This is a genomic window from Streptomyces sp. NPDC029296, from assembly GCF_055569255.1.
In genome coordinates this window covers 132,524-158,644 of the sequence record NZ_JBVHXT010000004.1, presented here as the reverse complement: position 1 = coordinate 158,644, position 26,121 = coordinate 132,524, and the positions used below count along the sequence as shown (strand labels likewise).

The window sequence follows — 26,121 nt, the reverse complement described above, 5'->3', positions numbered from 1 at the left end:
CCGGTTCACTGATCTCCATGGCAACTCCGGGTCGATTCACCTGAATCGGCGGGCCGAAGCCCGGTGTAGTCGACAGTGCCACGCGGTGCGGGCCCGGCCCAGTGCCGTCGTACCGGAGCCGGTGTGTGTTCATCAGGTGCTGGATCATGAAGAAATCACGGTGCCGTGCCCCACGACCCCCCCGCCCCGGCGGATCACCGCAGGCCGGCGGCGCCCTGTCGGCATCGCAGGGGGATGTCCCGAGTCCGCCCCGAACGCCGTGGGACGGCCTCGTGTGAAAAGTTCACCCCCCGCTGGTGATCCGCACACTGGGTGCGCTCCCCCGCGCTTCGCAGAATCGTTCCCGTAACCAAGCGAGCCCATGGCAAGCCCACTGCGAAGGGAACGATCGCGATGACTCCGCACACCCCGCACCAGGGCACCACGAGACACACCCCCGTCACCGCCGCGCCGGCCGGTCAGCTGGTGATCGAACACCTGGACGTCCCGGCCGAACAGTGCGGCGCGCTGTTCACCGTGACGTACACGAACGTCGTGGCCGCGCCGGCGAGTCCCGCCGCATGACCGCCACCGGGACGCACCGCGGCGCCGCCGGCCTCCTCGGCTTCAAGCGTCACCTGCGGGCCGCCGTCGTGCCCGGAGAAGCCGCCTATCTGCTCTCGCAGCGCGGGGTCACCGCACTGCGGGGGCTGCCGGCCGAGGTGCTGGCACCTCTGCTGGACGGCACCCGGGACCGGGAGACGGTGATCCGCGACGCCGCCCCGGACCTCGACCCCGACGCGGCCCGGTCGGCGCTCGCCGCCCTGGAGGCCGCCGGCCTGCTCAGGCTGCACACCGCCCCCGCCGCCACGGCGCACCCGTCCGCCACCGCGGCCGAGGCCTACTGGGACCTCGCCGGACTGGACGGCGGGCGCGCCACCCGCGACGTGGCCGGGGCCCTCGTACGGCTCGTGGCCCTGCCCGGAACCGACCCCGCCCGGCTGCGCACGGCGCTGCGGGAGTCCGGCATCCGGGTCGCCGGCGCCGGCGAGGACGCCGCTTTCGCGCTCGTCCTCTGCGACGACTACCTCGACCCGGCCCTCGCGGCCGTCGACGCCGCCCTCCGCGACCAGGGCACCCCGTGGCTGCTGGCCCGTACCGGCGGCGCCGACCCGTGGGTGGGGCCGGTGTTCCGGCCCGGCACCGGGCCCTGCTGGTCCTGCCTGGCCGTCCGGCTCCGCGGCCACCGCCGCTCGGAACTGCCGCTCCAGCGCCATCTCGGGCTCGCCGGCCCCGCGGACCGGCCGACGGCCGGCCTGCCCGCCTGCGCGTCGGCGGCGGCCCAGCTCGCCGCCCTGGAGACCGCGAAGTGGCTGGCCGGCATCCGGCACCCCGGCCAGGGCGCCGTACACATCCTGGACACCCTGCGGCTCGCCTCCGCCGCACACCCGGTGGCCCGGCTGCCGCAGTGCCCGGTGTGCGGCGACCCGCGGCTCGTCGCCCGGCGCGTGCGCGCCCCGTTCGTCCCGGTGTCCCGGCCCAAGGCCGACCAGGACTCCGGCGGCCACCGGGCGCTCACCCCGCACCAGATGCTCGACCGCTACGGCCACCTGGTCGACCCGGTCACCGGCATCGTCAAGGAGATCAGCCGGGCGAAGCACTGCCCGGACTTCGTGGAGTCCTTCCTGTCCGGCCAGAACCTGGCCATGGGCGCCGCCTCCCTGGCCGGTCTGCGCGCCGGCCTGCGCACGCTCAGCGGCGGCAAGGGCGTCACCGAGACGGAGGCCAGGACCAGCGCCCTGTGCGAGGCCGTGGAGCGCTACAGCGGCACCCGGCACGGCGACGAACCGGTGGTGCGGGACACGTACGCCGCGCTCGGCCCGGCCGCCGTACACCCGAGCGCCTGCCAGCTCTACGCCGACCGCCAGCTGCGCGACCGGCGGGCGTGGAACGCCACCGGCTCCTGGCTCAGCCACGTCCCCGAACCCTTCGCCGAGGACCGCCCGACGGACTGGACGCCGGTGTGGTCGCTGACCGGCGGCACCCAGCGGCTGCTGCCCACGTCCATGCTCTACTTCGGCCAGGAGCCCGCCGCCGACGGCCTGTGCGCCGACTCCAACGGCAACGCCGCCGGCAGCAGCCCCGAGGACGCCCTGCTCCAGGGGTTCCTGGAACTGGTGGAGCGGGACGCCGTGGCACTGTGGTGGTACAACCGGCTCCGCCGGCCCGCCGTGGACCTCGACGGCGCGGACGAACCGTACGTCGAGCGGATCCGCGCCGGCTGCCGGCGGGCCGGCCGCGCGCTGTGGGCGCTCGACCTCACCTCGGACTTCGGCATTCCGGTGGTGGCGGCGTTCTCCCGGCGCACCGACGGGCCCACCGAGGACATCGTGTTCGGCTTCGGCGCGCACTTCGACCCGCGGATCGCGCTGCGGCGCGCGCTGACCGAGATGGGGCAGCTGCTGCCCGCGGTGGCCCCCGGCCCGGGCGGCACCGGTTACGCCATCTCCGACCCGGACCCGGTGCGCTGGTGGCGCACCGCCACCCTCGCCAACCAGCCCTATCTGGCGCCGGATCCGGCGGCCCGGCCGGCCCCGGCCCACGGTCGCGGCCACCGGCCGCGGACCGATCTGCGCGACGACGTCACGGCCGTCACCGAACTGGTCCGGGAGCGCGGCATGGAGCTGCTCGTCCTCGACCAGACCCGCCCGGACCTGCAACTGCCCGTGGTGAAGGTGATAGTTCCCGGAATGCGCCACTTCTGGCCGCGCTTCGCCCCCGGACGGCTCTTCGACGTCCCGGTCGCCCTCGGCATGCTGCCCGAACCGACTCGCTATGCCGACTTGAATCCCGTGCCGATGTTCGTTTAGCCCGGTAACTTCTGACCGGCGACTCCCTTCACCTATTATCCCTCTCAGTGCGCGTGGCCGCGGGCTAGCGGAGGGGGCCGGTAGGACGATGTCGCCACACAACGCTTTTTCACATTCTGCCGTCGAAACGGCGGAGGATCCCGAACCACCCGGTGCACCACCGGAGTCGGGGCCGCCCGACGCGCCCGCGCCGCGCCTGGCCCGGGTCATCCTCATGGCCGCCCTGCTCAGCTTCCTGCTCATCACGATGCTCAACGTGCTCAGCGCGGGCCTCGGCACCGGCATGAACCTGGTGGCCCTGGCCTGCCTGGCCTCGATCTTCGCGCTGCAACTCAGACACTCGCGACCGGAAGCGCATCGGGCCCCCTGGCGGCGAAAAGCAGTCGCTCTGGGGGTCCAGGCACTTCTGACCTACCTTCCCATCCTCGTCTTCCAGGCCGAATGGGGCGGCATGGCCGGGTTCTTCGCCGGCTCGCTGCTGCTCCTGCTGCCACCGCGCCTGGCCTGGCCGCTGTACGCCGCGGTGGGCCTGTCGATGCTGCTGCCGCCGGCGCTGGAGGGCCGCTCGGTGCTGGACAGCGTCTATCTGTGCCAGTCCACGCTGCTGACCGGCCTGATCGTGTTCGGCCTGACCCGGCTGGCCGACCTGGTGCACGTCCTGCACGACACCCGGGGCCAGCTCGCGCGGATGGCCGTCACCAAGGAACGGCTGCGCTTCGCGCGGGACTTGCACGACCTGCTCGGCTACAGCCTCTCCGCCATCACCCTGAAGAGCGAACTCATCCACCGCCTCGTCCCGGCGCATCCGCAGCGGGCCCTCGCGGAGATACGCGATGTGCTCGCCATCTCCCGGCAGTCGCTGGCCGATGTGCGTACGGTCGCCAGCGGGCTGCGCGACATGTCCCTGGCGGAGGAGATCACCACCGCCGAGGGCCTGTTGACCGCCGCCGAGGTGGACATCCGCGTCACGCTGCGGCTGGGGACGATGAGCCAGCAGGTCAGCACCGTGCTCGCGGCCGTACTGCGCGAGGCGGTCACCAACCTGCTGCGGCACTCCAAGGCCGACGTCTGCGTGATCGAGGCGGTGCAGGAGGAGGGCCGGGTGCGGCTGCGGGTGGAGAACAACGGCGTGGACCCCGACTACCGGGATCCGTCCGCGCACAGCGGCAGCGGCCTCGGCAACCTCGCCACCAGGATGCGCGAGGTTGCCGGCGAGCTGACGACCGACCGGGGGCCGGAGGACACCTTCCGGCTCGTCGCCGAGGCCCCGGCCTTTCCCGAACGACCCCGGTCCGGTGCCGACACCGCGGTGCCGATGACCAGAAAACCGGCGGCCTGAGCCGGAGAGGAGAACCGTCGGTGGCCATTCGCCTGCTGCTGGCAGAGGACATGAACATGGTGCGCGGCGCGCTGGTGGCGCTGCTCGACCTGGAGGACGACCTGGAGGTGGTCGCCGAACTGGAGCGCGGTGACGAGATCGTGGACGCCGCGCTCGCCTGCCGGCCCGATGTGGCGATCATCGACATCGACCTGCCCGGCATCGACGGCCTGACCGCCGCCGCCCGCCTCAGGGAGAAGCTGCCCGAGTGCCGGACCCTGATCCTCACCAGCCTCGGCCGGCCCGGCACCCTGCGCCGCGCGCTCAGCGCCCAGGTCAACGGCTACCTCCTCAAGGACGCCCCGCCGCCCGAACTCGCCAACGCGGTACGCCGGGTGGCCGCCGGACAACGGGTCATCGACCCGCAGCTCGCGCTGTCCGTCTGGGGCACCGCGGAGACCCCGCTGACGGAGCGGGAGACGGAGGTGCTGCGACTGGCCGCGGAGGGCCTGGAGGCCGGCGAGATCGCCGACCGCCTGCATCTGGCGTCCGGCACCGTGCGCAACTACCTCACCACGGTGGTGACGAAGCTCCTCGCCCGCAACCGTGTGGACGCGATCCGCATCGCCCGCGAGGCGGGCTGGCTGCCGTAGGGGGCGGGTGGTACGGGCCTTGGGGCCCGGCGTCCCCGCGGGCCCCCTCCCGGCCGCTCACGACGCCGCGGCACCGCCCCCAAGATGGCCTTCGGCGGAGCTCCGGGGGCTGTCCCCCGGGCCGCGCGCGAGGCGGCACCGGAAGCCGTCCCCCGGGTCGCTCCCGAGGCCGCTCCTCAAGTCGCCGTCGAAGTCGCCCCCGAAACCGGTCCGGAGGTTGCCCCCGACGGAGTTCCCGGTCCTGCCCCCGGGGCCGCACTCAAGGTCGCTCGCGGGGAGGACGCGGAGAGGCGCCGGATCGTCCTCCGCCTCGGCGGTCAGGCCCGCCGCGGCGAGATAGTCCATGATCCGCTCGGCCACCCCGGCCGGCAGCGCGAGCGCGGCCGAGACCTGGTCCGGGGTGACCGGCCAGGCCAGCCGGCCCAGCACCCAGACGGCCTCGGGACGGTGGACGAGCACACGGTACGAGGAACCGGGCGACTGCACGGTGACGCCATCGCCGCCGACGGTGAGCGAGACCCCGCTGGGCAGCCGCACGGGTCGCCGGCCGGGCAGCTTCGCGAGGGCGAAGTGCGCGATCGGCGACACGGGCGTGGCCGACAACAGCGGGCCGGCTAAGTCGTCGATGCCCAGCGTGCGGACGATCAGGTGGGAGAGCCGTTCCAGGTGGAGCAGCAGGCAGTACCAGACGTCCTGCCCCGCCGCGTCCCCCGCCCCGGGTTCCAGGTTGGCCAGCAGGACCGGCCCCAGCTCCATGCGGCGCAGCGCCTCCGCGACCACCGGATGCGGCGCGGTGACCCGCTCGGTGCCCCAGCGACCGGTGAGCACCAGCTCGCCCTCGAGGTCCCCGGGCTCGACCATCACGTCCTCGGCGAGCGACCAGAGGTCGACCGTGGGCCCGCCGGCCTCGTCCGGCATGACAAACCTCCTCGTGGGCGCCTTCTCGCGGGAACGCCCGGCCGCGTTCACCGGGCACCTGATTGTGGGTCGGCACCGGGTGCGGCGGACACCTAGCCCGTCACAGCCTCCGCGTGAAGATTTCACGCGGGCGCGACGCAGGCGGAAGGACCGGCGCGCAGCCCCCGCGACGTCCCCGACGACCGTCGGAGGCACCCACCGACCCCGACGACCGAGGGGAGACGCGCACCGGCCCCCGACGACCGATGGGGCGCCCACCACCTTCCGACGACCGGCGCGGGGACGGCGCGCACCGACCCCGACGACCGGCGAAGGCGCCCACCGGCCCCCGACGACCGGCGAGGGGCGCGTACCGTCCCCGCGCCGAGCGCCCCCGAGATTCCCGCTCCCCGGCCCACCCAACCCCTAGGGGAACTGCCCGGGACCGCTGGGGGATGGTCCCGATACCCCGTACACGCCCCGGACCGCGACCGTAGGACCATGACCTCGACGCCCCCCGCGACCCGCCTCTCCCGACTGTGCTGCGTCCTCATCCCCCTCCTGCTGCTGTCGTACGGCCTGCTGCGCCTGATCGACGGCATGGACGGCACCCACGGCCCGGGGATGGCCTGGGACCTCGGCCACTTGTGCTTCCTGGCCGCGTTCCTCCTGCTGGGCACCTTGGTGAGGGAGCTACGCGGCCTGGTCCCCGCGGCCGGCGCCCGGATGAGAACCGCGGTGCGTGCCGCCACAGCCGCCGGACTGTTCGGCGCGGCCTGCTTCGTGTGGGTGATCCTGGGCGACCTGTTCCCCGCCCTGTCCGACACGGCCCCCCTCCCCGCCCCCCTGCAACTGGCGGGCCCCCTGGCCTTCCAGCTCGGCCTGCTCACCCTCCTGATCATGCTGGTCACCACCCGCCCCAGGCAGCTCCCCGCCTGGAGCCCGGCCCTGGTCTTCCTCTTCTTCCTCCTGATCACCGTCAACCTCGACCTGATCCCCCTGGCCTCCCTCCTCCTAATGGCCGGCCTCACCCCTCTGACCCGCAACCGCGGCCCCCGGATGGCGCAGTAGGCATCGGCACCGGAACAGCGCAACCGCTGTGTCTCGCCTCCCTCCGCCCCTCACGGCGGCCGGACGTTCAGCAAGCCGCCGGGGCCGCGCTTGAGCCCCGGGCAGGGGAGACGGAGACGCACAAAGCCGCCGCATATCCGGACGGCACGGGCACGGGTGTCAGGTGGGCTTCGATGGCGTTGGTGCTTTCCGGCCTTCCTGTTCCCACGTGATCCAGGCGGGTGTCCCGCAGGAGTCCGGTGCCCAGCATCTTCAGATACGCCTCCTTTCGCGTCCATATCTCGGTGAACGCGCGAGGTTTCCGTTCCTCGGGAAGCGCGTCCAGCTCCTGGCGCTCGGCCGGGTGCAGTGCATCCCTTGCCTCCCCCACCGCCTGACTCGAAGCGATCTGCTCGATGTCGACTCCCACGGGTTCGACGGCGCATGCGACGAGGATCAGACGTCCGCTGTGCGAGAGGGAGAAACGCAGTTGTCCGTCCCGCACCACCGGTCGGCCGTGAGGTGCGCCGCACCCGTGACAGGCTTCCCTCTCCATCGGCAGGTCACCGGGATGACGTTGCAGCAGGGACCCGAGCAGAATGCGCAGGCCGACATGAGCCGTGACGTACACCTCGCGGTCCGAGTCACGGCGGAAGGAGACGGCGCGGGCCCACTCGTCGGGGCCCAGCAGCCGTGGTGCGTGCCGGGCGGCAAGCTCGGCGCTCCGGTCCGCGTCGATGAGCCGGACGACCGGACGCCCCGCGTCAGGTCGCCGTACAGCGGGCGCGTTCCTCAGATCCTCCGGTACGGAGAACGGAGTCACACGACACACGAACTCACCGCCGGGAGTTCCCCGGCGTGGTCCAGGTCCCGGAGCATGGTCAGGCCGCGGCGGGTGTCGGCAAGTGCGGAGTCGTCGAGGTCGGCCACGAGGAGTTCCGCCTCCCGGGCACCCGCTTCCGCAAGGGTGCGGCCGTCCGGCCCGTAGATGGCGCTGCGACCGCAGAAGTCCCACGGCCCCTGGGACCCGGCGAAGTTCGAGAACATCACGTAGAAGGTGTTCTCAAGAGCGCGGGCGGGGAAATACACCGAACGGCGGTGGTCGGAGTCGCCCCGCACGAACGCCCCGCCGCACAGATAGGCATCGGCGCCGGAGCGCGCCGCGGCCCGGGCGTGCTCGGGAAAACTCGCGTCGTAGCAGATGCCCAGAGCCAGCCGCCAGCCATCCACGTCGAGCGTGCGGCACTGGGTGCCCGGCACGAACAGTCGTCGCTCGTGCACCTCCAGCCGGCTCTTGCGGTAGTCGGCCAGGATGTCACCGTCTCCTCCGACGGCGATGGCCGAGATCGCCGACTTCGTGCCCGCGGGGGTCGGCGCACCGACGATGGCGGTCACGCCGGTGGCCCGGCACGCCTCGCGGACCACGGTCAGTTCCGGACCGTCCGGGGCCAGGGCACCGGCGGGCAGGTGGGACGTGAGCCATCCGGGCTCGTATCCCGTGAGGGAGAGTTCGGGGAACTGGATGACCCTGGCCCCGGCGTCCGCCGCGCGGACGATGGTCGCCGCCGCCTCGGTCGCGTTGTGCAGGGTGTCACCCGGGCGGGCGAGCGTCTGCGCGACCGCCACCCGCAGCGGGGCACGCGAGGTCGTTCCGGTGTTGATCATTTATTCGACTCCAGATGAACGTGGTCGTTGCGGAGGGCTCGGTCAGCCGAGCAGCCAGCGGCTCAGGTAGAAGGCGGCGATGCCGATCGCGGTGACCAGCAGGAACTTCTTCGAGCAGAGACCGGCGACGAAGGTCACGCCACCACCGATGAGGTAGGGATTCGAGACACTCAGGTGCATGCCGTGTCCGCCGGGCATCAGCATCTCAGGGACGACCAGCGCGGCCAGCACCGCCGCCGGGGTGTAGCCCAGCAGGGACTTGGCCACCGGGGGCATCTCCCGGTCGGCGAGGAGAACGAGGGGCAGATAGCGTGGCAGGAAGCTGCACAGGCCCATGCCCAGAATCAACAGCGCCATCGTCATGCCACGTTCTCCTCGTCCTTCTTGGCCACGTCGACCGCGTTCGCCGCTCTGTCCCCGACGGGGAGCGCGCCGTCGTCCGCTGTCTTCTCCCCGCTCGTCGGGGCGCCCTCGTCCGATGCGGGCTCTTCGGACGCCTCGGTGGCGGAACCCTGCGGGTTCCGGCGCTTCTCCAGGTACTCGCACACGGTGCCCGCCGTGGCTCCGACAGCGGTGGCGAGCACCACGCCGAGGTTGTACGGGAGGTCACGGGCGAGCACGACGGTCAGGCCGGCGGTCACGATGGCTGCGCCCACACGCCAATTGGTGAGCGATCCGGCCAGCATGGCGACGAACATGGCGGTCATCGGGAAGTCGAGACCGAGGTCCGCCAGGTCCGGCACGGCGCTGCCCAGCGCCATGCCCACCAGGGTGGACAGCATCCAGGTGACGTACATCGCCCCGGATGCCCCGAGGAAGAACAGGTGCTTGCGCTCCGTGAGCTCTCCCTTCTTGAGACGCTCGACGGCGACGAAGAAGACGGCGTCGATCAGCCCGAAGCCGAGCAGCACCCGCCAGCGCTGCGGAACCTCCCGCACATGGGGAACCAGGATGGTCGAGTAGATCAGCATCCTGAGCCCGAGGATCAGGGTCGTCAGCAGGATGGTCAGTGCGCCCGAGTGCTCCGCGATCAGGGCGAACCCGATGAACTGGGCGGTGCCCGAGTTGACGGCCATCGCCAGTCCCAGCGTGGCCCATCCGGACAGTCCGTTGGCGGGCCCCAGGATGCCTCCGGCCACGCCCATGGGGATGGCCGACGCGAGGAACGGCATCATGCTCATCGCCCCGGCGCGCAACGGGGATCCGGGGCCGGGGCGCACCGCTTCTCGCGGGACCTGCGGGTTACTCATGTGTCATCGCACCTCGTTCGTGCCTGAGGGAAAGCCGGCGGGCGGGGCCGGCGGGCCGGACGAGTGTCCGCCCGGCCCGCCGGCAACGGGTCACCTGCGTCCGGAGGCCGCCTGCCGGCGGCCCAGGACCAGGTCGGCGACCGCAGCGGCCGCGGTGCGGCAGAAGTAGTGGCCGCCGCCGGCCAGCTCGACCAGTCGGGGCTGATCGGCGAAGAGCGACCACGCGGTGTAGCGCTCGGCGTGCCCGGGGGTGAGGGGGTCGTCCGCCGCGAACACCGTGGTCAGCGGAGCAGACAGCCGCGCCTTCGGGCCGTGCTCGTCGGCCGCGAGCAGATAGCCGTTGGCGGAGCCGGCGTCGTGGCGGAAGACCCCCGCCACGAACGCGGCCTGCTCGGGCCGCAGACTGTCGAACTCGGCGAAACCGGTCTCGTCGACGAGCCAGCGCACGATGTCCTCGTCGGCCATCGCCGCCGCCTGCTCGATGCCCTGCCGCGTGGTCGCGGCGTCGTGCAGCAGCTTGCCGCCGACGAAGACCTCCGCCACGGTCGTGCCCTCGGCTTCCAGCAACCGCGCCGTCTCCACGGCGAGAGCGGAACCGACGCAGTGGCCCCAGAGCATCAGTGGCCGGTCGCCCGCCTTGTCGCGGATCTCCTCCACCACGCGCCGAGCGGTGTCCTCCAGTGACCAGAACGGCTCGTCCGGACGGCCCGCATCGTGCCCGGGCAGTTCCACGCCGTACACGGCCACCGCGCCACCCGCGGCGTCCAGCGCCTGGGCCAGCGGCTCGAAGTTGATCGCATTGCCTCCCGCGTACGGGAAGCAGATCAGCGCGGACTCGGCGTCGCCGGGTTCGGCGGACAGCGGCAGCAGCAGCTCATGCGGGTCCTGTCCGGCCCCGGCCGCGGCGGCGAGGTGGGTGCGGGCGACCTCGCCCAGCGCCGCCAGGGTGGAGTTGCGCATCAGGTCGGTGAGCGAGACCAGTCCGTCCAGCTCCATGACCACCCGCATCGCGGCGAGCGAGGCACCGCCGAGCAGGAAGAAGTTGTCGTCGAGGGAGATCTCCTCCAGCGGGGTGTCCAGCACCGTGGCCCACACCTGCGCGATGCGCCGGTCCACCGCGTCGACGGGACGCCGGTCGGCGGGCTGCTCCGGCTCCGAGGCGGTCTCGGCTGTCTCGGCCTGGGAGGCGTGGAAGGTGTGCCGCTCCCGCTCCTCGCCGAGCAGACTCAGACCGTCGCGGTCCCGGCGCCCGTACAGACCGGTCTCGACCGGCTCCCGGCCGTCGGAGACCAGCACGACCCGGCCGACGGTGGCGAAGGGCACCGCGAGACCGTGCTCGTCGACCACGCGGGCCCGGACCTCGGCACCGGACGACGGGACGAAGGCCGCCAGCTCCGTGGGGAGGGCGTCGGCCCGCTCCGCCTGCTCCAGCTCGGCCAGCTCGTCCCCGGCCAGCAGGTTCGCCAGGTGGTGCGCGGCACGCGGATCGCCCGTCATCTGCTCGAAGGCGGCGGCGTAGTAGGCACCCATCCGGTCGATCTGCCAGGGCTCGAAGAGATGGGCGTGGTAGTGCAGGCTCAGGCGGACCTCGTCGGTGACGAAGTGCCGGGAGAACTCCGCGCGCAGCACGAACTCCGTCTCGGAGTTGGCCCGCACGTCCAGCAGGGAGAAGCCGTCCTGGGCCTCCAGCTGCTTGAGCAGGTAGAAGTGCGTGAAGTTGAAGGCGGTTTCGAACAGCTCCTTCTGCGTGCCGAGGTCTCGCTTCATCTGCGCCATGGGGTAGCGGCGAGCGGGCAGCAGATCGATCTCGGAGCGGTAGACCTGCCGGATCAGCTCCTCCCAGGTCCCCTCGAAGGCGTGCACCCGGAAGGGCACGGTGTTGAGGAAGAGGCCGACGGCACGGGTGGCGTCCTCCACCTCGGGGCGGCCGCTGTGCTCGTAACCGGTCATCACGTCGCGTTCGCCCGAGACGAGCGAGAGCACCTTCGCGTGGGCGGCCATCAGCACGTTCTTGACCGGCACGGACAACTGGTTGGCGAGTGACACGATGCGGTCGGACAGGCCCGGGGCGAACTCCACCTCGTGGAACAACACGGGGAAGACGTCCGCCTCGGCCTCCTGCCGGGTCCGCGGCAGTCGCGTGAAGGTGCTGCCCTCCAGCAGGTCCGCCCAGAAGGCGCGGTGCTCGTCGTCGGCCAGCGAGCGGCGCTCCAGCGCGACGTAGGTGCGTGCGTGGTTGACCACGGTGGCGTCCGGCAGTTCCCGGCCGTCACGCAGCCGGTGGAACAGGTCGAACAGCGTGGTGTGCACCAAGGTGATGCTCCAGCCGTCCAGCGCGGAGTTGTGCTGGCTCAGGCTGTAACGGAACAGGTCGTCCGAGAGCACGTGCACATGCAGCCGTACCAGGCCCGGCTCGGTCCAGACGAACTGGTGGGCCTTCTCCTTCGCGGCCCAGTCGCGGTACCACTCGTCCTGTTCGGTCTCGCTCATCCCGCGCAGGTCGGCGATGTACAGCGGCAGCGGGGCGTCCTCGTGCACCAGCTGGAGGTACTCGCTGTAACCCGTCAGGTGGTAGCTGGTGCGGAAGATCGGATTGCGCCGGACCAGGATGCGTGCCGCTTCCTCGAAGCACGCGGCGTCGAAGGAGCTCTGGATCATGTAGCTGAGGATGTCGTGGTACTCGGCGGTCCCGTGTGACAGCTCGCTCTGGAAGACCAGCCCGGCCTGCAGCTGCGTCATCGGGTACGCGTCCTCGACACCGGCCGGGATACGCGCGCGGTCCTCGGGCTTCAGCAGTTCGAAAGGACGCGGCGTGGTCGGCTGCTCGTCCGGCCCGGATTCCGCCAGGCTGCGGGCCAGCCGCGCCACCGTGGGGTTCTGGAAGAACTGCTGGAACGTGAAGTCCAGCCCCGCCGCCCGGGCTTTCGCCAGGACGGTGACGAAGTGGATCGAGTTGCCGCCGAGCGCGAAGAAGTTGTCGTCCACCCCTATGCGCTCGTGGCCGAGTACCTCGCCCCAGATGCGGGCCAGCTCGGCCTCCTGCGGCGTGCCGGGGGCCACGTAGGCGGCGGTCTCGGGCTCCGCCGGGCCGGGCTCGGGCAGGGCACGCCGGTCCAGCTTGCCGTTCGGTGAGAGCGGGAAGGTCTCCAGGACGAGGAGACGTGCCGGGACCATGTAGTCGGGCAGGGTCAGGCCGAGGTGCCGCTTGAGGTCCTCTTCCGTGAGGGCGTCCACCGACTGGACGTAGCCGCACAGGTGGGTCTGGCCGTCCCCGGCCTTGCGGGCGAGCACCACGGCGTCCTTGACCCGGGGGTGGCGGCGCAGCGTCTCCTCGATCTCGCCGAGCTCGATGCGGTAGCCGCGCACCTTGACCTGGTGGTCGATACGGCCCAGGTAGTCGATGCTGCCGTCGGGCAGCCACCGGGCCAGGTCGCCCGTGCGGTAGACGCGCTCCTCACCGGCCGCCGGGGCGGCGACGAACCGCTCGGCGGTCAGTTCCGGCCGGCCCAGGTAGCCGCGGGCCAGACCGACACCGGCGATGCACAACTCGCCGGGCACACCGACCGGCTGGGGTCGCAACGCGGAGTCGAGGACGAGGATGCGGGTGTTGTCGATCGGCCGGCCGATCGGGACCCGGTCGACGTCGTCGGGTCCGCAGGCGTGGTGGGTCACGTCGACGGTGGCCTCGGTGGGGCCGTACAGGTTGATCAGTCGGGGGGCCGGGCCCGTGGTGGCGGCGGCGACCTCGCCGAAGCGCCGGACATGGTGCGGCGTGAGCGCCTCACCGCTGGCGAAGACCTGTCGCAGTGACGCCAGCCTGGCCTGTACGCCCGCTCCCGCGACGAAGTCGAGGAAGGCGCCCAGCATGGAGGGCACGAAGTGCATGGTGGTCACGCCGTGCTGCTCGATGGCAGCGACCAGGGCCTCCGGGTCCCGCTCCGCGCCGGGATCGGGCAGGCAGACCGCGGCGCCCTCGAACATCCACCAGAACAGCTCCCAGACGGACACGTCGAAGGAGGTGGGCGTCTTCTGCATGATCACGTCGGCGGACGTGACGGGGTAGGCGCGCTGCATCCAGTGGACGCGGTTGACCACCGAGCGGTGCTCGATCTGGACGCCCTTGGGATTGCCGGTCGAGCCCGAGGTGTAGATGACGTACGCCAGGTCCCGGGCGTCGCCGATGACCTCGGGTGCCGTGCCGTCCTCGGCGTACGCGGACTCGTCGGTCAGGTCGAGCACCTCGCGGCCCTCGTGGACCAGGTCGCGGTAGCGGGGTGTGGTGAGGACGAGACGAGCGGCGCTGTCGTCCAGGACGTAGCGGATGCGCTCGGCGGGGTAGCCGGGGTCCACCGGCAGATAGGCGCCACCGGCCTTGAGGACCGCGTAGACGGCGACGAGCATCTGCGGCGAGCGATCGGCCAGCACCGCGACGAGGTCGTCGCGGCCCACGCCCCGGTCGCGCAGGGTCCGCGCCAGCCGGTTGGCACGGGTGTCGAGCTCGGCGTAGGTGAGCCGGAAGCCGTTGCCGGTCACGGCGGTTGCGTCCGGGGTCAGCCGCACCTGACGGGCGAACAGTTCGTCGAGGCGGACGGTGTCCTCGAACACGGCGTCGGTGTCGTTGGCCCGCTCGATCACGGCGCGGTCGGCGTCCGCTCGCAGGTCGAGCGCGGACAGCGCCCCGTCCGGGGCGGCAATCGCCTCGGCCAGCAGCACCGCCGTGTGCGCGAGCAGCCGCTCGGCGGTGTCGGCGCCGTGCTGCCCGGCACGGTGGCGTAGCTCCAGGCGCAGGCCCTCGCCGTCCCGGAGGAAGGCGAACACCATCGCAAACCTCGGCCGGTCGGCGGGTGCGTCGTGCTCGTCGCGCACGACGTCGACCATGACGTCCGCGAAGGGGTGCGTGCCGGGACCGGCGACGGCGCCGAACTCCCCGGCAAGGATCTCGACGGGGTAGTCCTGGTGCTCCAGCGCGGCGAGCAGCCGGGTCTTGGCATCGGCGAGCACCGCGCGGAACGTCGATTCGGGCGTGAACGGCAGGCGCAGGACGAGGCCGTCCGCGAGGGCCGTGGCGTCGGCGGGGACGGCGACGACGGCCTCCTCACCGCCGGTGTAGCGCTGCAGCAGTGTGCCGACGGCGGCGACGAGCACGGTGTGCAGGGCCATCGGCCGGCCACGGGTCAGGCTGTTCAGCCCGGCGGTCAGGTCGGCGCCGAGGGGCAGCACGGTCGTGGCGTGCGGGCCCGTCCCGGCGGGACGGCCCGGGGCGTCGGCGGGGAAGCCGGTGCGCTCGGGCAGGGCGGCGAGGGCCGCGCGCCAAAACGCTCCCTCACGAGGACGTTGCGCCGCGGCGACCTTGAGCTGTCCGAGGGTTTCCAGGGATTGCACGGTACCTTCCAGGAACGAGAGTGCGAGATCAGAAGTCGAAGTCGAAGTCCGGCACGGACTGCGTGGCGGTCGTCACCCGGTTCACGCTGTGCAGCGGCGTGTCGGGCGCGGTGACGGCCGTGTCGAACAGGGCGAGCAGTTCGTCGCGGAACAGCTCGACGGTCTGTGGCAGGAACAGGTGCGTGCTGTAGGCCCACTGGGCGGTGAAGCCCTCCGGCGCGTCGTCGATCTGCAGGTTGAGATCGAAGAGAGTGCGTCCGGTGGCTTCCGGCGACCAGCGCGGCCGGCCCCCGAGGAAGTCGACTTGGTGCAGTCCGGTGTCCTGGACCGCGAAGAGCGTGTCGAACATGGGGTGGCGGCTGTAGTCCCGCTTGCCCGCGGCGGCCACGAGCTCCCCGAACGGGAAGTCCTGGTGGTCGGAAGCGGCCATCGCGTGTTCGGCCACCGCACGCAGGTAGGCGCGGAACGAGAGCTCCGGTCGCGGGGCGAGCCGAAGGCACAAGGTGTTGACGAACATGCCCTGGGTGCGCTCCACTCCGGGCAGGTGGCGCCCGGACACGGGTGTGCCCACGGTGACGTCGTCGCTGCCGCTCATCCGCCCGAGGAGCGCCGTGTAACCGGCGAGCAGGACGTGGAAGGGGGTCACCCCCTCCGTACGCGCCAGCCGGCGGATCGCCTGGCTGAGGTCCGCACCGAGCGTGAACGACAGGTAGGCGCCCTCGGTCCGGCGCACCGGGGGGCGGGGCAGATCGGTGGGCAGGTCCAGCGGCCGTACCGGGGTGTCGTAGGTGCGGCGCCAGAACTCTCCCTGGGCGAGGGCGTGTTGGCGCCCCGCCGGCCCGGCCGCCCAGCGGGCGTAATCGGCATAGCCGACATCCGGGCGCGCGGGTTCGGCTCCGCTGAGCAGCTGCGCCCACTCGGTGGCCAGCAGGGTGAGGGAGTAGCCATCGGTGATCAGGTGGTGGATGTCCATGACGATCCGGGCCCGGCCCGCCCGACGCAGCAGCGCCACGCGCCACAAGGGCGCCCGGTGCGGGTCGAAGGCCCTGATCCACCGTCCGGTCCATCCGTCGAGGTCGGTGTCATCCGGTAGGTCCACCTCCTCGATCGACACCGGCAGTTCCGCGTGCACGCGCTGGTGGGGGTGGCCGTCCGTGTCCAGGGTGATGTCGGTGCGCAGCACCTCGTGCCGGGCCACGAGCGCGGCCAGCGCGGTACGCAGGCGCTCGGCCGGCAGGACCCCGGGCAGGTCCACCACGAGCGGCAGGTTGTACTCGGTCCCGGTGGGGTCCTTGATCTGCTCGACGTAGATCCCGTGCTGCTGTGGTGACAGCGGGACCGGTTCCCGGGGGCCGTCCGCGCGGGCGTCCGACGGCAGCGGGCCGTGGCCGGACGGTCCGGCTTCGCGCAGGCGCTCGGCGAGCGCGGCCACCGTCGGGGCGGTCAGCACCAGCGAGACGGGGCAGGCCAGGTGCAGGGTGCGACGGATCCGGGCGGACAGCCGGGTGGCGGTCAGCGAGCCGGCGCCGTAGGCGCTCAGCAGGTCGTCGACGCCGATGCCCCGGATGCCGAGGGCCTCCTCCCACAGTCCGACGAGCGCCCGCTCCAGTTCGTCGCGCGGCGGGCGGCCGCCGAGTGCGGTGCCGGTCGCGGCGGCGGGCTCGGGCAGCGCGGCGCGGTCCACCTTGCCGTTGACGGTCAGCGGCAGCTCGGGCAGCACCATCAGGTGGGCGGGGACCATGTGCGCGGGCAGGGACTCGGCGGCGGCCGAACGCAGCCGGCCGGTGTCCAGGTCCGGGTCTCCCGCGACGTAGCCGCAGAGGTAGCTGTCGGAGGAGCCGGGCAGCTTCCGGGCCAGGACGACGGCGGCCCGCACACCGGGCAGCGCGGCCAGGGTGGCCTCGATCTCGCCCGGTTCCACGCGGAAGCCCCGCACCTTGACCTGGTGGTCGGCCCGGCCGACGAAGTCGAGCGCGCCGTCCGGCAGCAGCCGCACCCGGTCGCCCGTCCGGTACAGCTTCTGTCCGGGCGCGAAGGGGTGTGGCACGAACGCCCGTTCGGTGAGGTCGGGACGGCCGTGGTACCCGAGGGCCAGGCCGTCACCGCCCACGTAGAGTTCGCCGGGCACACCGGTGGGCAGCGGCAGTCCGTCCTGGTTGAGGACGAACGCGGTCGCGTTGGGCACCGGACGGCCGATCGGCACCCGGGCGCCGACGGTTTCGCCCACGACCTGGCAGGTGGAGATCACGGCGTTCTCGGTCGGCCCGTAGGCGTTGACCAGCCGCAGGCCGGGGTTGGCGGCCATCACCTCGCGGGCGTGCCGGGCGGAGAGGACGTCGCCGCCCACCAGCAGGTCGCGCAGCGGACGGAACAGTCGCGGGTCCTCGTCGGCGAGCCGGCTGAACAGCGCGGAGGTGAACAGGGCGGTGGTGATGCCCTGGTCGCGCAGGGCCCGGCCGAGCGCGTCGGTGTCGAGCAGCGTGTCGCGGTCCAGGATGCACAGGGTGCCGCCGCCGAGCAGCGCCCCCCACATCTCCCACACGGAGGCGTCGAAACCGGTAGTGCCGATCTGCGCCATCCTGGTCGTCGGGTCCAGCCGTACGTAGTCGGCCCCGCTGACCAGACGGGTGATGCCCCGGTGCGGGACCAGTACTCCCTTGGGCTTGCCCGTCGTACCGGAGGTGTACATCAGGTAGGCCGCGTCGCCGGCGCCCAGCGGCGGGCCGGCCGGCGCGGGTGGGACGGCGCCGGGGGTCTGCCGCCAGTCCCAGGTGTCGAGAGTGATGACCGTGAGGTCCCCGTCCGGCCGGTCGTGGACCGCCGCGAGTCCCCCGGCCAGGTCGCCGGTGCTCAGCACCCGGCGGGCACCGCTGTCCGCCAGGAGGTACGCCACCCGCTCGGCGGGATAGTCGGGGTCGATGGGCAGGTAGACGCCGCCGGCCCGCAGGACGGCGAGCGCGGCGACCACCAGGGCGGGCTCGCGCCGCAGGAGCAGGGCGACCGGTTCGCCCGGCGGCAGCCCCTCCGCGCGCAGGCGGGCCGCGAGCAGCTTCGACCTGCGGTCGAGTTCGGCGTAGCTCAGGACGGTGTCGCCGTGGACGACGGCCGGGTGTCCGGGTGCGGTACGGGCCCGCTCGACGAACAGTTCCTCGACCCGGCTGTCGCGCGGATAGGCGATCGCTGTCCGGTTGAAGTCCGTCAGCAGCCGGGTGCGTTCGGCGGGGGTCAGCGGATCCAGTTCGCGCACCGGCAGCGCCGGGTTGTCCGCCAGGGCGGTCAGCGCGCCGCGCAGGTGGACGGCGTGCCGGGCCACCGCGTCGGCGCGGTGCGCGGCAGGGTCGTGCCACAGCCGCAGGACGCCACCGGCGGCGGACTCGTCCAGTTCCGCCACCAGCTCACCCGTGGGCCCGGCCCGTCCGGCGTCCGCGCGGCGGACCAGCCACGGTGCGGCGGCGGCCGGCGCGCCGGGCGACGGCGAGCGCAGCGCCCGCGCGGCGGCTTCCTCCAGCGCCCCGAGCGATGCGGCCGGCTCGACCCGCAGCCGTACCGTCACCGGTGGCGCCGCCGCGGCGGCGCGGTAGCCGAACTCGAGGTCGACCCGGCCGGTGTGGTGGTGAAGGAGCGCGGCCCACGCCGCGAGCACCCGGGCGGGCGCCGGCCGGGCGGTGGTCACCACGGCACCCGACTCCGTCCCGGCCGCCTCCTCGGGGGCGTACGCACCGCTTGCCGCCGGATCGGCCGGTGTGGGCAGCCAGGCCATCGGCTCGCCGCCGGGCGCGGACGCGAAGGTGTCGACGGGCGCGCTCATGCGGTCACCTCGCGCAGGGGGAGGAAACGCTCGCTCATGCCTGGTCTCCCGGTGCGAGGACCGCGGCGAGGCGGTTGACGGTCGGGTTCAGGTAGAGCTCCCGCATCGGCATCGCGGGCAGGTTCCGCTCGTTCATCGCGGCGGCGAGGCGCACCGCGTACAGGGAGTTGCCGCCCAGCTCGAAGAAGTTGTCGTCCGGGCCGACCGGCACGCCGAGAACGTCCTGCCAGACCTCGGCCAGCGCGGCGGCCAGTCCTCCACCCTTGATCTCGTCGGAGTCCGGGGACGGCTGCGCGGACGGAGCGGCCGCCGGAGCGGGCAGCCGGCGAGCGTCCAGCTTTCCGTTCGCGGTCAGCGGCAGCGCGGACAGAGCCGTGACGGTGGCCGGCAGCATGTACTCGGGCAGCACCTTGGCCGCTCGCTGGCGCACCGCGGCGGTGTCACCGCCGTCGAGGACCACGTAGGCGTCCAAGCGCGCCGCGGCCGCGTCCCCGGCGTCGGCACCGCCGAGAACCACGGCGGCCGCGGTCACCGTGGGATCGTCCAGCAGGACGTTGCGGATCTCGTCCAGCTCGATGCGGAAGCCGCGCAGCTTGACCTGGGTGTCCAGCCGGCCCAGGTGCTCGAGCCGGCCGTCAGGCCGCAGCCGGCCCTTGTCACCGCTGCGGTAGATCCGGCCGCCGGTGAACGGATCGGTGATGAAGCGCTCGGCGGTCAGCCCGGGGCGCCCGAGGTACTCCAGGGCCACGCCCTCGCCACCGACGTAGATCTCGCCGGGGACGTTGAGGGGGACGGGCCGCTGCCGCTCGTCGAGCACATAGAGGTACCAGCCCGGCAGCGCCGGGCCGACGGACCGGGAACCGGCCAGGGCCTCCTTGCGGCCGACCGTCTGCGCGGTGACGTGGACGGTGGTCTCGGTGATGCCGAACATGTTCACCAGGCGGCAGCGGCGCTCCGGGTACCGGTCGAACCAGCCGCGCAGGCCGCGGGCGTCCAGCGGCTCGCCGCCGAAGATCACCAGGCGCAGCGCCAGGTCGGGCTCGTGCTGCCGGTCGGCTTCCACCAGTTGGGCGAACGCGGAGGGCGTCTGGTTGAGCACCGTGACCCGCTCGTCCCTCAGCAACGCACGGAACTCCTGCGGTGAGCGGGAAACCCAGTACGGCACGACGACGAGCCGGGCACCGGTGAGGAGCGGGCCCCAGATTTCCCAGACCGAGAAGTCGAAGGCGGCGGAGTGGAACAGCGTCCAGGTGTCGTCCGGGCGGAGGCCGAAGTCCTCACGGGTGGCCGAAAGCAGGGCGACCACGTTGCGGTGCGGGACTACGACACCCTTGGGGCGACCGGTCGAGCCCGACGTATAGATGATGTACGCGGCCTGCTCGTTGCCGCGGCCGGGTGCGGGCGCGGCCGTGGCGCCGCCCGCCGCCAGCTCCTCCGGGTGGATCGTGCGGGCCTGTCCGGCGGGGAAGTCCTCCAGCGCGGTGACGACGAAGCGCAGTCCCGCGTCCTCGGTGGTGTAGGAGAGCCGGTCGGCCGGGTAGGCCGGATCCATCGGCACGTAGACGGCGTCGGCCTTGAGTACGGCCAACATCGTGACGACCAGGTCCAGGGAGCGGTCCAGGCAGATGCCCACCCGTTCGCCGGGCCGGACACCGAGGTCGTGCAGCGCTCCCGCGAAACGGTCGGCCCGTTCGTTCAGCTCCGCGTACGTCAACGAGTGGTTCTCGAAGCGGAGAGCGATCGCCTCGGGGCGCTCGGCGGCGCGGTGCGCGAAGAGTTCGTCGATGCGCCGGGGCTGCCAGTCGAGCGGTCGCGCCGGACGGCCGAGGGCCACCAACGCGTTCCGCTCCTCGTCGTCCAGGAGGTCGATGTCCCCGGGGGCCGTCTCCTCAGTGCCGGCCCCCACCTGTTCCAAGGTCCGCGCGAGGTGCCGGGCGAACTGCCGGGCCGCCGCCTCGTCGATGTCGGCGAGACGATGGTGGATCTCCAGCTCGGGCTGCGCGTCCGCGCCTCGTCGGATCATCACGGTGAGGGGGAAGGGGGCGGTCTGGCACGGGAGATAGGTCTCGGTGGCGCCGTCCGCCGGGTGCGCGGCCGGGTCGAGCACGCCCGCCAGTACGCGGCCGCCCGACTCGGCCGCCAGGTCGGCGTAGGTCTGCCGGTCGCACCACGTGCCCGTCAGCGTGTGCGCGGCCTCGCGCAGCAGCTCGGCGGTCGAGCGCGCGCCGGACAGGTCCGGGGCCAGGAGGGTGCCCGCGTCCGCCCCGAGGGCGTCGGCCGGCCGGCCCGGCTGGCCGGTCAGGGCGCCGACGACTGGGGTGTCCTGGTTCTCGTACCGCCCGAGGACCAGTGCGGTCGCGACCGCGAGCGCGTCCCCCGTCGGGTCGGCGGCCGCCTCGGGCAGGGGCATCCGCACCACTCCGGTGCGGTCCCCCGCCGGCCTGTCGCCCGCCGCCCATTCGACCCGGCCGGCGAACTCCGCCACGCTCCACGCCTTGCGCGCTTCCGCGTCGACCGGCGCGAGCCGCGTGCTCACCGACGAGGCGTACCGCGCGGCCGGCGCGCGGTCGAGCAGTACGTCGGCGACACGGCGCAGCGAGGCCGCGTCCAGGAAACCCCGGTGGGCGACCAGAAGGAGGTCGGCCTGGCCGTCCGCGTAGGCGAGGAGCACCACGCGCAGCGGCGCCTGACCGGTGCCCAGCGGGCGGTTCAACTCGGCCCGCAGACGGCGGTCCGCGGTGGTGGAGCGGGCCGCCGCCGGGACGGGTTCGCTCCAAAGCCTCGGCCGTGCGGTGACCTCGGGCCACCACCGGTCGACCGCGGTGTCGAGCAGGTGGCGGAGGCGGTCGGTGTCGGCGCCTTCGGGCAGCCGGACCCGCCAGGCATGGGTGTGGCCCGACGGTGGGCAGTCGGCCGGGATCAGGTGGGTGTGGAGGAGCGTAGGCGGCATGGGTGACTCTCCGGGACGATGATCAGTGACATGGGCGAGCCGCCACGGGCAGCGGTGCGTACGGCCCGGCCCGGGGGGAGCGGCCGGCGGGACGTCGGGCCGGTGTCGGGCGACCGGGCGACCTCGGACCGGCAGCGGATTCGACCGGACGGCCCCGGGTCCGGTCGCCGGAATCCTGTTGTCCGCCGGGGTCGGGCCGCGCGGTGTCGGGCGCGGGCTCTCGATGTGCCGGGTCCCGGTCCTGGTACCGGATGTACGTAGGCCCGGGACCGGTGTGACGGGTGAGGCACCTCCGGCTCCGTGGAGGCAGTGGGAGGCGTGCATGGCCTCGCCCGGTTGGGTGAGGGGTCCGGGGACAGGGTCTAACGGGCGGTGAAGCCGCCGTCCACGGTGAGGACACTGCCGGTGACCTGGCGGGACTCGTCGGAGGCCAGCCACACGGCCGCCGATGCGATGTCCTCGGGCTCGATCAGGGCGTTCATCGGCTGGGCCTGCACGAAGGTCTCCTCGTGCTCGGCCACCGGCACGTCCAGGCAACGGGCGATTTCGGACAGCATCCGGCCCTCGACCTGCGAGTCATCCCGGACGGAGCCGGGGCAGAGGGCGTTCACCCGCACCTTGAGCGGTGCGTAGTCGAGTGCCACGGCTTTGGTCAGACCGACCAGGCCGTGCTTGGCGGCCACGTAGCCGGCGAAGTGGCGGTAACCCACGACGCCCGCGGTGGAGGCGATGTTGATGATGCTGCCCGAGCGCTGCTCGGCCATGTGACCGCCCACCGCTCGGATGGCCCGCCAGGCTCCGGAGAGGTCGACGTCGATCATCAGCTGCCACTCACGTTCGTCGATCTCATGGGCGGCCTTGCCTGAAGGAGCGGCGATCCCGGCGTTGTTGACGAGCACGTCGATCCGTCCGAACCGCTCGCGAGTGGTGGCCATCGCGGCCTCCACCGCGTCGAGGTCACGCACGTCCAGCCGGGCCGTCGAGGCGGCGACGCCGTACTCGCGGCACAGCTCGGCGGTGTGGGCCAGCTGGCTCTCGGAGCCCAGCGGGTAGGGGACGCCCGGCAGGTCCTCCGCCAGGTCGAGCAGCATCAGATCGGCACCTTCGCGGGCGAACGCCACCGCGGTGGCGCGTCCCAGACCGCGGGCGGCGCCGGTGATGACAGCGGTCTTGCCGGACAGTCGCGGGGTCATCGGGCGTCCACCGGCCCGAGCTCGGCGGCGATGAGCCGCAGCAGTGCCTCGGCCTCGTCGGCCAGGTACATGTGGCCGCCGTCCAGCTCCGCCGTGCGGAAGCCGGCCGTCGTCGCCTCACGCCACTGGGCGATCTGCTCCGCGTCGACCAGTTCGTCCTCGCGGCCGCGCAGGGCGGTGACCGCCACCTCCAGGGGCTTGTCGGAGGTCGGGCGGTAGTTCTCGTGCATCTGGACGTCGGCCCGCAGCATGGGCAGCAGAAGCGCGCGCATCTCGGGGTGCGCGAGCGCGGGGTGGTCGTAGCCGGCGAACGCGCGGACCTGTGTCAGGAACGCCTCGTCGTCCAGACCGGTGGCCCGGTGCTCGCGGCCGTTCCACGGGCCCGGCGAGCCACTGACGAACAGCCGGCTCGGCGGCGCGGGCCGGGATGCGCAGAGCTTGTGCGTCAGCTCGTAGGCCAGCACGGCGCCCAGGCTGTGCCCGAAGACGGCCACGCGTTCGGCGTCGGCCAGCTGGTCGAGCACGCTGGTGTGGATCTCCTCCACCGCCCGGGCGACCTCGGTATGCGGAGCCTCGATGAAGCGTTCCTCACGGCCGGGAAGCTGAACGGGGACGATCCGGAGCCCTTCCGGAGCGACCGATTGCCATTCCTTGAAGAACGACGCACCGGAGCCTGCGAAAGGCAGGCAAATGAGATGAGTCATGGGCATGACCACATTCCCTCTATACGGACGGTTGAGAAGTGAACAGAAAGCGGAGCGGGCCCCGGGGTGTGCGGACGGGCGCGCGTCACGCCGTCCCGCACATCGGACGTCAGCGGGCGGCCGTGGCCGCCCTCGCGGAGTCCGCGATGGCCCCGGCCACAGCCTCGGCGTTCGCATCGTCGAGGAGATAGAAGTGGCCGCCGGGAAGTACGCGGGACGCCACCGCGCCGTCCGCCCGCTCGGCCCAGGCGCGTAGCCGTTCCGCGGGGACCAGGAGATCCTGCTCGCCGCCGAGCACGGTGAGCGGGTGGGCCACTCTCACCCGCGCGTTGCGCAGTGCGAGCTGTCCCCCCAGGGTGAGGTCGGCTCGCAGGAGGCGCAGCGTGTGGTCACGCCAGGCCGGATCTTCAAGCATCTCGGCGGGGGTTCCGCCGCCTCGCTGGAGTACGCGTGTCAGCGCGTCGTCGTCCCACTGCGTCGGCCGCTCGATCTGTGATCCGCACGGCAGTTGGGCACTGATGACCAGCGCCGAGCAGATGCCCGGACGCGTCACGGACAGGGCGAAGGCGATGGATCCGCCGAGACTGTGCCCGAACAGCACGGTGGGAAGGGCAGGCAACGCCGCCAGCTCACGGGCTATGCCTTCCAGGAGGTCGTCCGGCGAGATCTCGGGCTCTTCGACGAACCGCCGCTCGCGCCCGGGAAGCGTCACTCCGACGACTTCGAACGCCGCCGGGAGGTGCTTCACCAGCGGCAGCAGGGCGTTGGGGCCGGCACCGGAATGCGGGATGACCACGATCCGTGCCTCGGGGCAGGGAGACGCCCGCCGCAGGGGGCTGAGCCAGGTGACATGAATCACGGAACCACATTCCACGCTGAACGAACTGAGCCTTTGTGAGGCGTGATCAAGCTATCCGGAACGGGAACGGGCCGCCAAGATCGTCGAGGTGTCGTTTCCTCGTTGGCGCGAATACGACGGCAGAACAGAAGCGACTAAACTCACCCTACGTGACAGCAGCACCCAGCGATTCGGCCACCGTCCTGCGTGACCTAGAGAAACGGATCTACGCCCGCGCCTGCGAAGCTGGACTCGTCACCTTGAGTGATATCGAGGCGGAGACCGCAGCGCCGCAGAACGAGATCCGAGCGGCCGTCCAGAACCTCCGTGCCCTGCATCTGGTGCGCGAAACGGAGGATGGGGACGGCCGGTTCGTCGCCGTGTCACCGGAGAGCGCGAAGCTCCAGCGCCTTGCGCCGTTGCTCGGCGAACTACAGCGCCTGCAGGCACGGACCGAGACGATGCGCACCGCGTACGACGGCTTCGTGCACGTCTACGAGACAGCCGCGGCCGAACGGTCGCGGCGAGCGGGCATCGAGATGATTCTGAACCGCGGCGACGTCCGGCGCATCATCAACGGCCTGGCTGCCTCGTCGACCACCGAGGTGCTCACGTCCCACCCGGGGGGACCAAGGCCGCAGGAAGTGCTCCACGAATCGGTCGCCCGATCGCGTGATCTGCTGGAGCGCGGCGTCGCCATCCGCACCCTCTACCAGCACAGCGCCCACTTCGACGCCGGCACGACCGCCTACGTCGAGCACTTCACCGCTCTGGGCACCCAGTTCCGCACCCTGGCCGACGGGTTCCCACAGCTGATGATCTTCGACCGGCGCACTGTGCTCGTGCCCCTGCACGACCGGTCCGACGGCGCGGCGCTGGTCAGCGACCCCAGCATCGTCGACTTCGCCACGGTCGCGTTCGAACGCGCCTGGGTCGCCGCGACTCCGTTTCGCATCGCCTACGACCGCCGGGAGGTCCGCGAAGCCTCCGAGGACGTCAGGCACAGCATCATGCGCCTCCTGGTCACCGGCGAAGAGGACCGGCGCATTGCCGCACGCCTCGGGCTGTCACTGCGCTCGTGCCAGCGCCACGTGGCGCAGATCATGAAGCGTATCGGCGCCCGGAACCGGCTCCACGCCGGCTACCTCATCTCCCAGCACGACCTGCTCAACCGACCGCTTCCCGCCCCTCCTCGGGACACCGCCGCCTCCTGACACGACCACGGCGACCCTCGGCCTCGCTCCCTGGGGGTCACCGTCGCCCGCCCCCCGACCGTCGCCTCCGGTGCACGCGATTCGAAGGGCGTCGCTCGCCCAAGGACACGGAAGGGGCCGAGCCCCCGAGAGGGCTCGGCCCCGGATCCACGCATCACGTCAACGCACAGCGACTCTCCGGTCACACGTTGAACCGGAGCTCCATCACAACCACTCTGACCTGCGGTTATCTGGGCGCATCCCAGCACCATCCCAGCACGGGGTTCTCGGCAGAGTACAAGAAGATCCAGAACGTCGGGAGTATGCGCCAAGGATGCAGCCGTACAGAACCTCGGCGCTGTAATAGTTTC

General features: G+C 72.3%; 17 protein-coding genes. 6 read left to right on the top strand and 11 right to left on the bottom strand.

The window, feature by feature from the left end:
* Window positions 1-393: 393 nt before the first annotated feature.
* The 4 genes from ACZ4W9_RS05145 (at window position 394) to ACZ4W9_RS05130 (ending at window position 4,820) form a co-directional block, all read left to right on the top strand.
* Window positions 394-564 (top strand): hypothetical protein, encoded by a 171-nt coding sequence (locus ACZ4W9_RS05145; protein ID WP_467933287.1) that lies wholly within the window; start codon window positions 394-396, stop codon window positions 562-564.
* The gene (locus ACZ4W9_RS05140) at window positions 561-2,849 is read left to right on the top strand and encodes a TOMM precursor leader peptide-binding protein (protein ID WP_467933286.1); all 2,289 of its coding nucleotides are present in this window, start codon (window positions 561-563) and stop codon (window positions 2,847-2,849) included. The genes ACZ4W9_RS05145 and ACZ4W9_RS05140 overlap by 4 nt, the downstream gene beginning before the upstream one ends.
* Before the next feature lie 214 nt (window positions 2,850-3,063).
* The gene (locus tag ACZ4W9_RS05135; RefSeq protein WP_467933284.1) at window positions 3,064-4,188 is read left to right on the top strand and encodes a sensor histidine kinase; all 1,125 of its coding nucleotides are present in this window, start codon (window positions 3,064-3,066) and stop codon (window positions 4,186-4,188) included.
* 20 nt (window positions 4,189-4,208) lie between these two features.
* Window positions 4,209-4,820 (top strand): response regulator transcription factor, encoded by a 612-nt coding sequence (locus ACZ4W9_RS05130; RefSeq protein WP_467933283.1) that lies wholly within the window; start codon window positions 4,209-4,211, stop codon window positions 4,818-4,820.
* A 57-nt stretch (window positions 4,821-4,877) separates the two neighbouring features.
* On the opposite strand, the gene ACZ4W9_RS05125 is transcribed toward ACZ4W9_RS05130, so the two are convergent.
* On the bottom strand, window positions 4,878-5,738 hold the full coding sequence (locus ACZ4W9_RS05125) for an NADH oxidase (RefSeq protein WP_467933282.1): 861 nt from the start codon (window positions 5,736-5,738) through the stop codon (window positions 4,878-4,880).
* A 480-nt stretch (window positions 5,739-6,218) separates the two neighbouring features.
* Between ACZ4W9_RS05125 and ACZ4W9_RS05120 the strand changes: the two genes are divergently transcribed.
* Window positions 6,219-6,788, top strand: coding sequence for a hypothetical protein (locus ACZ4W9_RS05120; RefSeq protein ID WP_467933281.1), 570 nt, complete (start codon window positions 6,219-6,221; stop codon window positions 6,786-6,788).
* A 67-nt stretch (window positions 6,789-6,855) separates the two neighbouring features.
* Here ACZ4W9_RS05120 and ACZ4W9_RS05115 read toward each other — a convergent pair whose 3' ends face one another.
* The 10 genes from ACZ4W9_RS05115 to ACZ4W9_RS05070 all read right to left on the bottom strand — a co-directional run bounded on the left by ACZ4W9_RS05115 (window position 6,856) and on the right by ACZ4W9_RS05070 (window position 24,578).
* Window positions 6,856-7,398, bottom strand: a complete 543-nt coding sequence (locus tag ACZ4W9_RS05115) for a 4'-phosphopantetheinyl transferase family protein (RefSeq protein ID WP_467933279.1) — start codon at window positions 7,396-7,398, stop codon at window positions 6,856-6,858.
* Window positions 7,399-7,586: 188 nt separating this feature from the next.
* Window positions 7,587-8,432, bottom strand: a complete 846-nt coding sequence (locus tag ACZ4W9_RS05110) for a carbon-nitrogen hydrolase family protein (protein WP_467933278.1) — start codon at window positions 8,430-8,432, stop codon at window positions 7,587-7,589.
* A gap of 42 nt (window positions 8,433-8,474) precedes the next feature.
* Window positions 8,475-8,795, bottom strand: a complete 321-nt coding sequence (locus ACZ4W9_RS05105) for an AzlD domain-containing protein (protein ID WP_467933277.1) — start codon at window positions 8,793-8,795, stop codon at window positions 8,475-8,477.
* Window positions 8,792-9,682: an AzlC family ABC transporter permease gene (locus ACZ4W9_RS05100; RefSeq protein WP_467933275.1), complete on the bottom strand. Its 891-nt coding sequence runs from the start codon at window positions 9,680-9,682 to the stop codon at window positions 8,792-8,794. Before ACZ4W9_RS05100 ends, ACZ4W9_RS05105 begins: the two co-directional genes overlap by 4 nt.
* 90 nt (window positions 9,683-9,772) lie before the next feature.
* Window positions 9,773-15,064, bottom strand: a complete 5,292-nt coding sequence (locus ACZ4W9_RS05095) for an amino acid adenylation domain-containing protein (protein ID WP_467933274.1) — start codon at window positions 15,062-15,064, stop codon at window positions 9,773-9,775.
* A gap of 28 nt (window positions 15,065-15,092) precedes the next feature.
* The gene (locus ACZ4W9_RS05090) at window positions 15,093-18,872 is read right to left on the bottom strand and encodes an amino acid adenylation domain-containing protein (RefSeq protein ID WP_467933273.1); all 3,780 of its coding nucleotides are present in this window, start codon (window positions 18,870-18,872) and stop codon (window positions 15,093-15,095) included.
* Between the two features lie 34 nt (window positions 18,873-18,906).
* Window positions 18,907-21,822 (bottom strand): amino acid adenylation domain-containing protein, encoded by a 2,916-nt coding sequence (locus tag ACZ4W9_RS05085; RefSeq protein WP_467933272.1) that lies wholly within the window; start codon window positions 21,820-21,822, stop codon window positions 18,907-18,909.
* A gap of 362 nt (window positions 21,823-22,184) precedes the next feature.
* Window positions 22,185-23,015: a mycofactocin-coupled SDR family oxidoreductase gene (locus ACZ4W9_RS05080; RefSeq protein ID WP_467933270.1), complete on the bottom strand. Its 831-nt coding sequence runs from the start codon at window positions 23,013-23,015 to the stop codon at window positions 22,185-22,187.
* Entirely contained in the window at window positions 23,012-23,725 is a 714-nt protein-coding gene (locus ACZ4W9_RS05075) for a thioesterase II family protein (RefSeq protein ID WP_467933268.1), read from the bottom strand. Before ACZ4W9_RS05075 ends, ACZ4W9_RS05080 begins: the two co-directional genes overlap by 4 nt.
* A gap of 103 nt (window positions 23,726-23,828) precedes the next feature.
* On the bottom strand, window positions 23,829-24,578 hold the full coding sequence (locus ACZ4W9_RS05070) for a thioesterase II family protein (protein ID WP_467933267.1): 750 nt from the start codon (window positions 24,576-24,578) through the stop codon (window positions 23,829-23,831).
* Window positions 24,579-24,727: 149 nt separating this feature from the next.
* Between ACZ4W9_RS05070 and ACZ4W9_RS05065 the strand changes: the two genes are divergently transcribed.
* Window positions 24,728-25,771 carry a LuxR C-terminal-related transcriptional regulator gene (locus ACZ4W9_RS05065; protein WP_467933266.1) on the top strand — a complete coding sequence of 348 codons (1,044 nt, stop codon included), beginning with the start codon at window positions 24,728-24,730 and terminating at the stop codon, window positions 25,769-25,771.
* The last annotated feature ends 350 nt before the right edge of the window (window positions 25,772-26,121 follow it).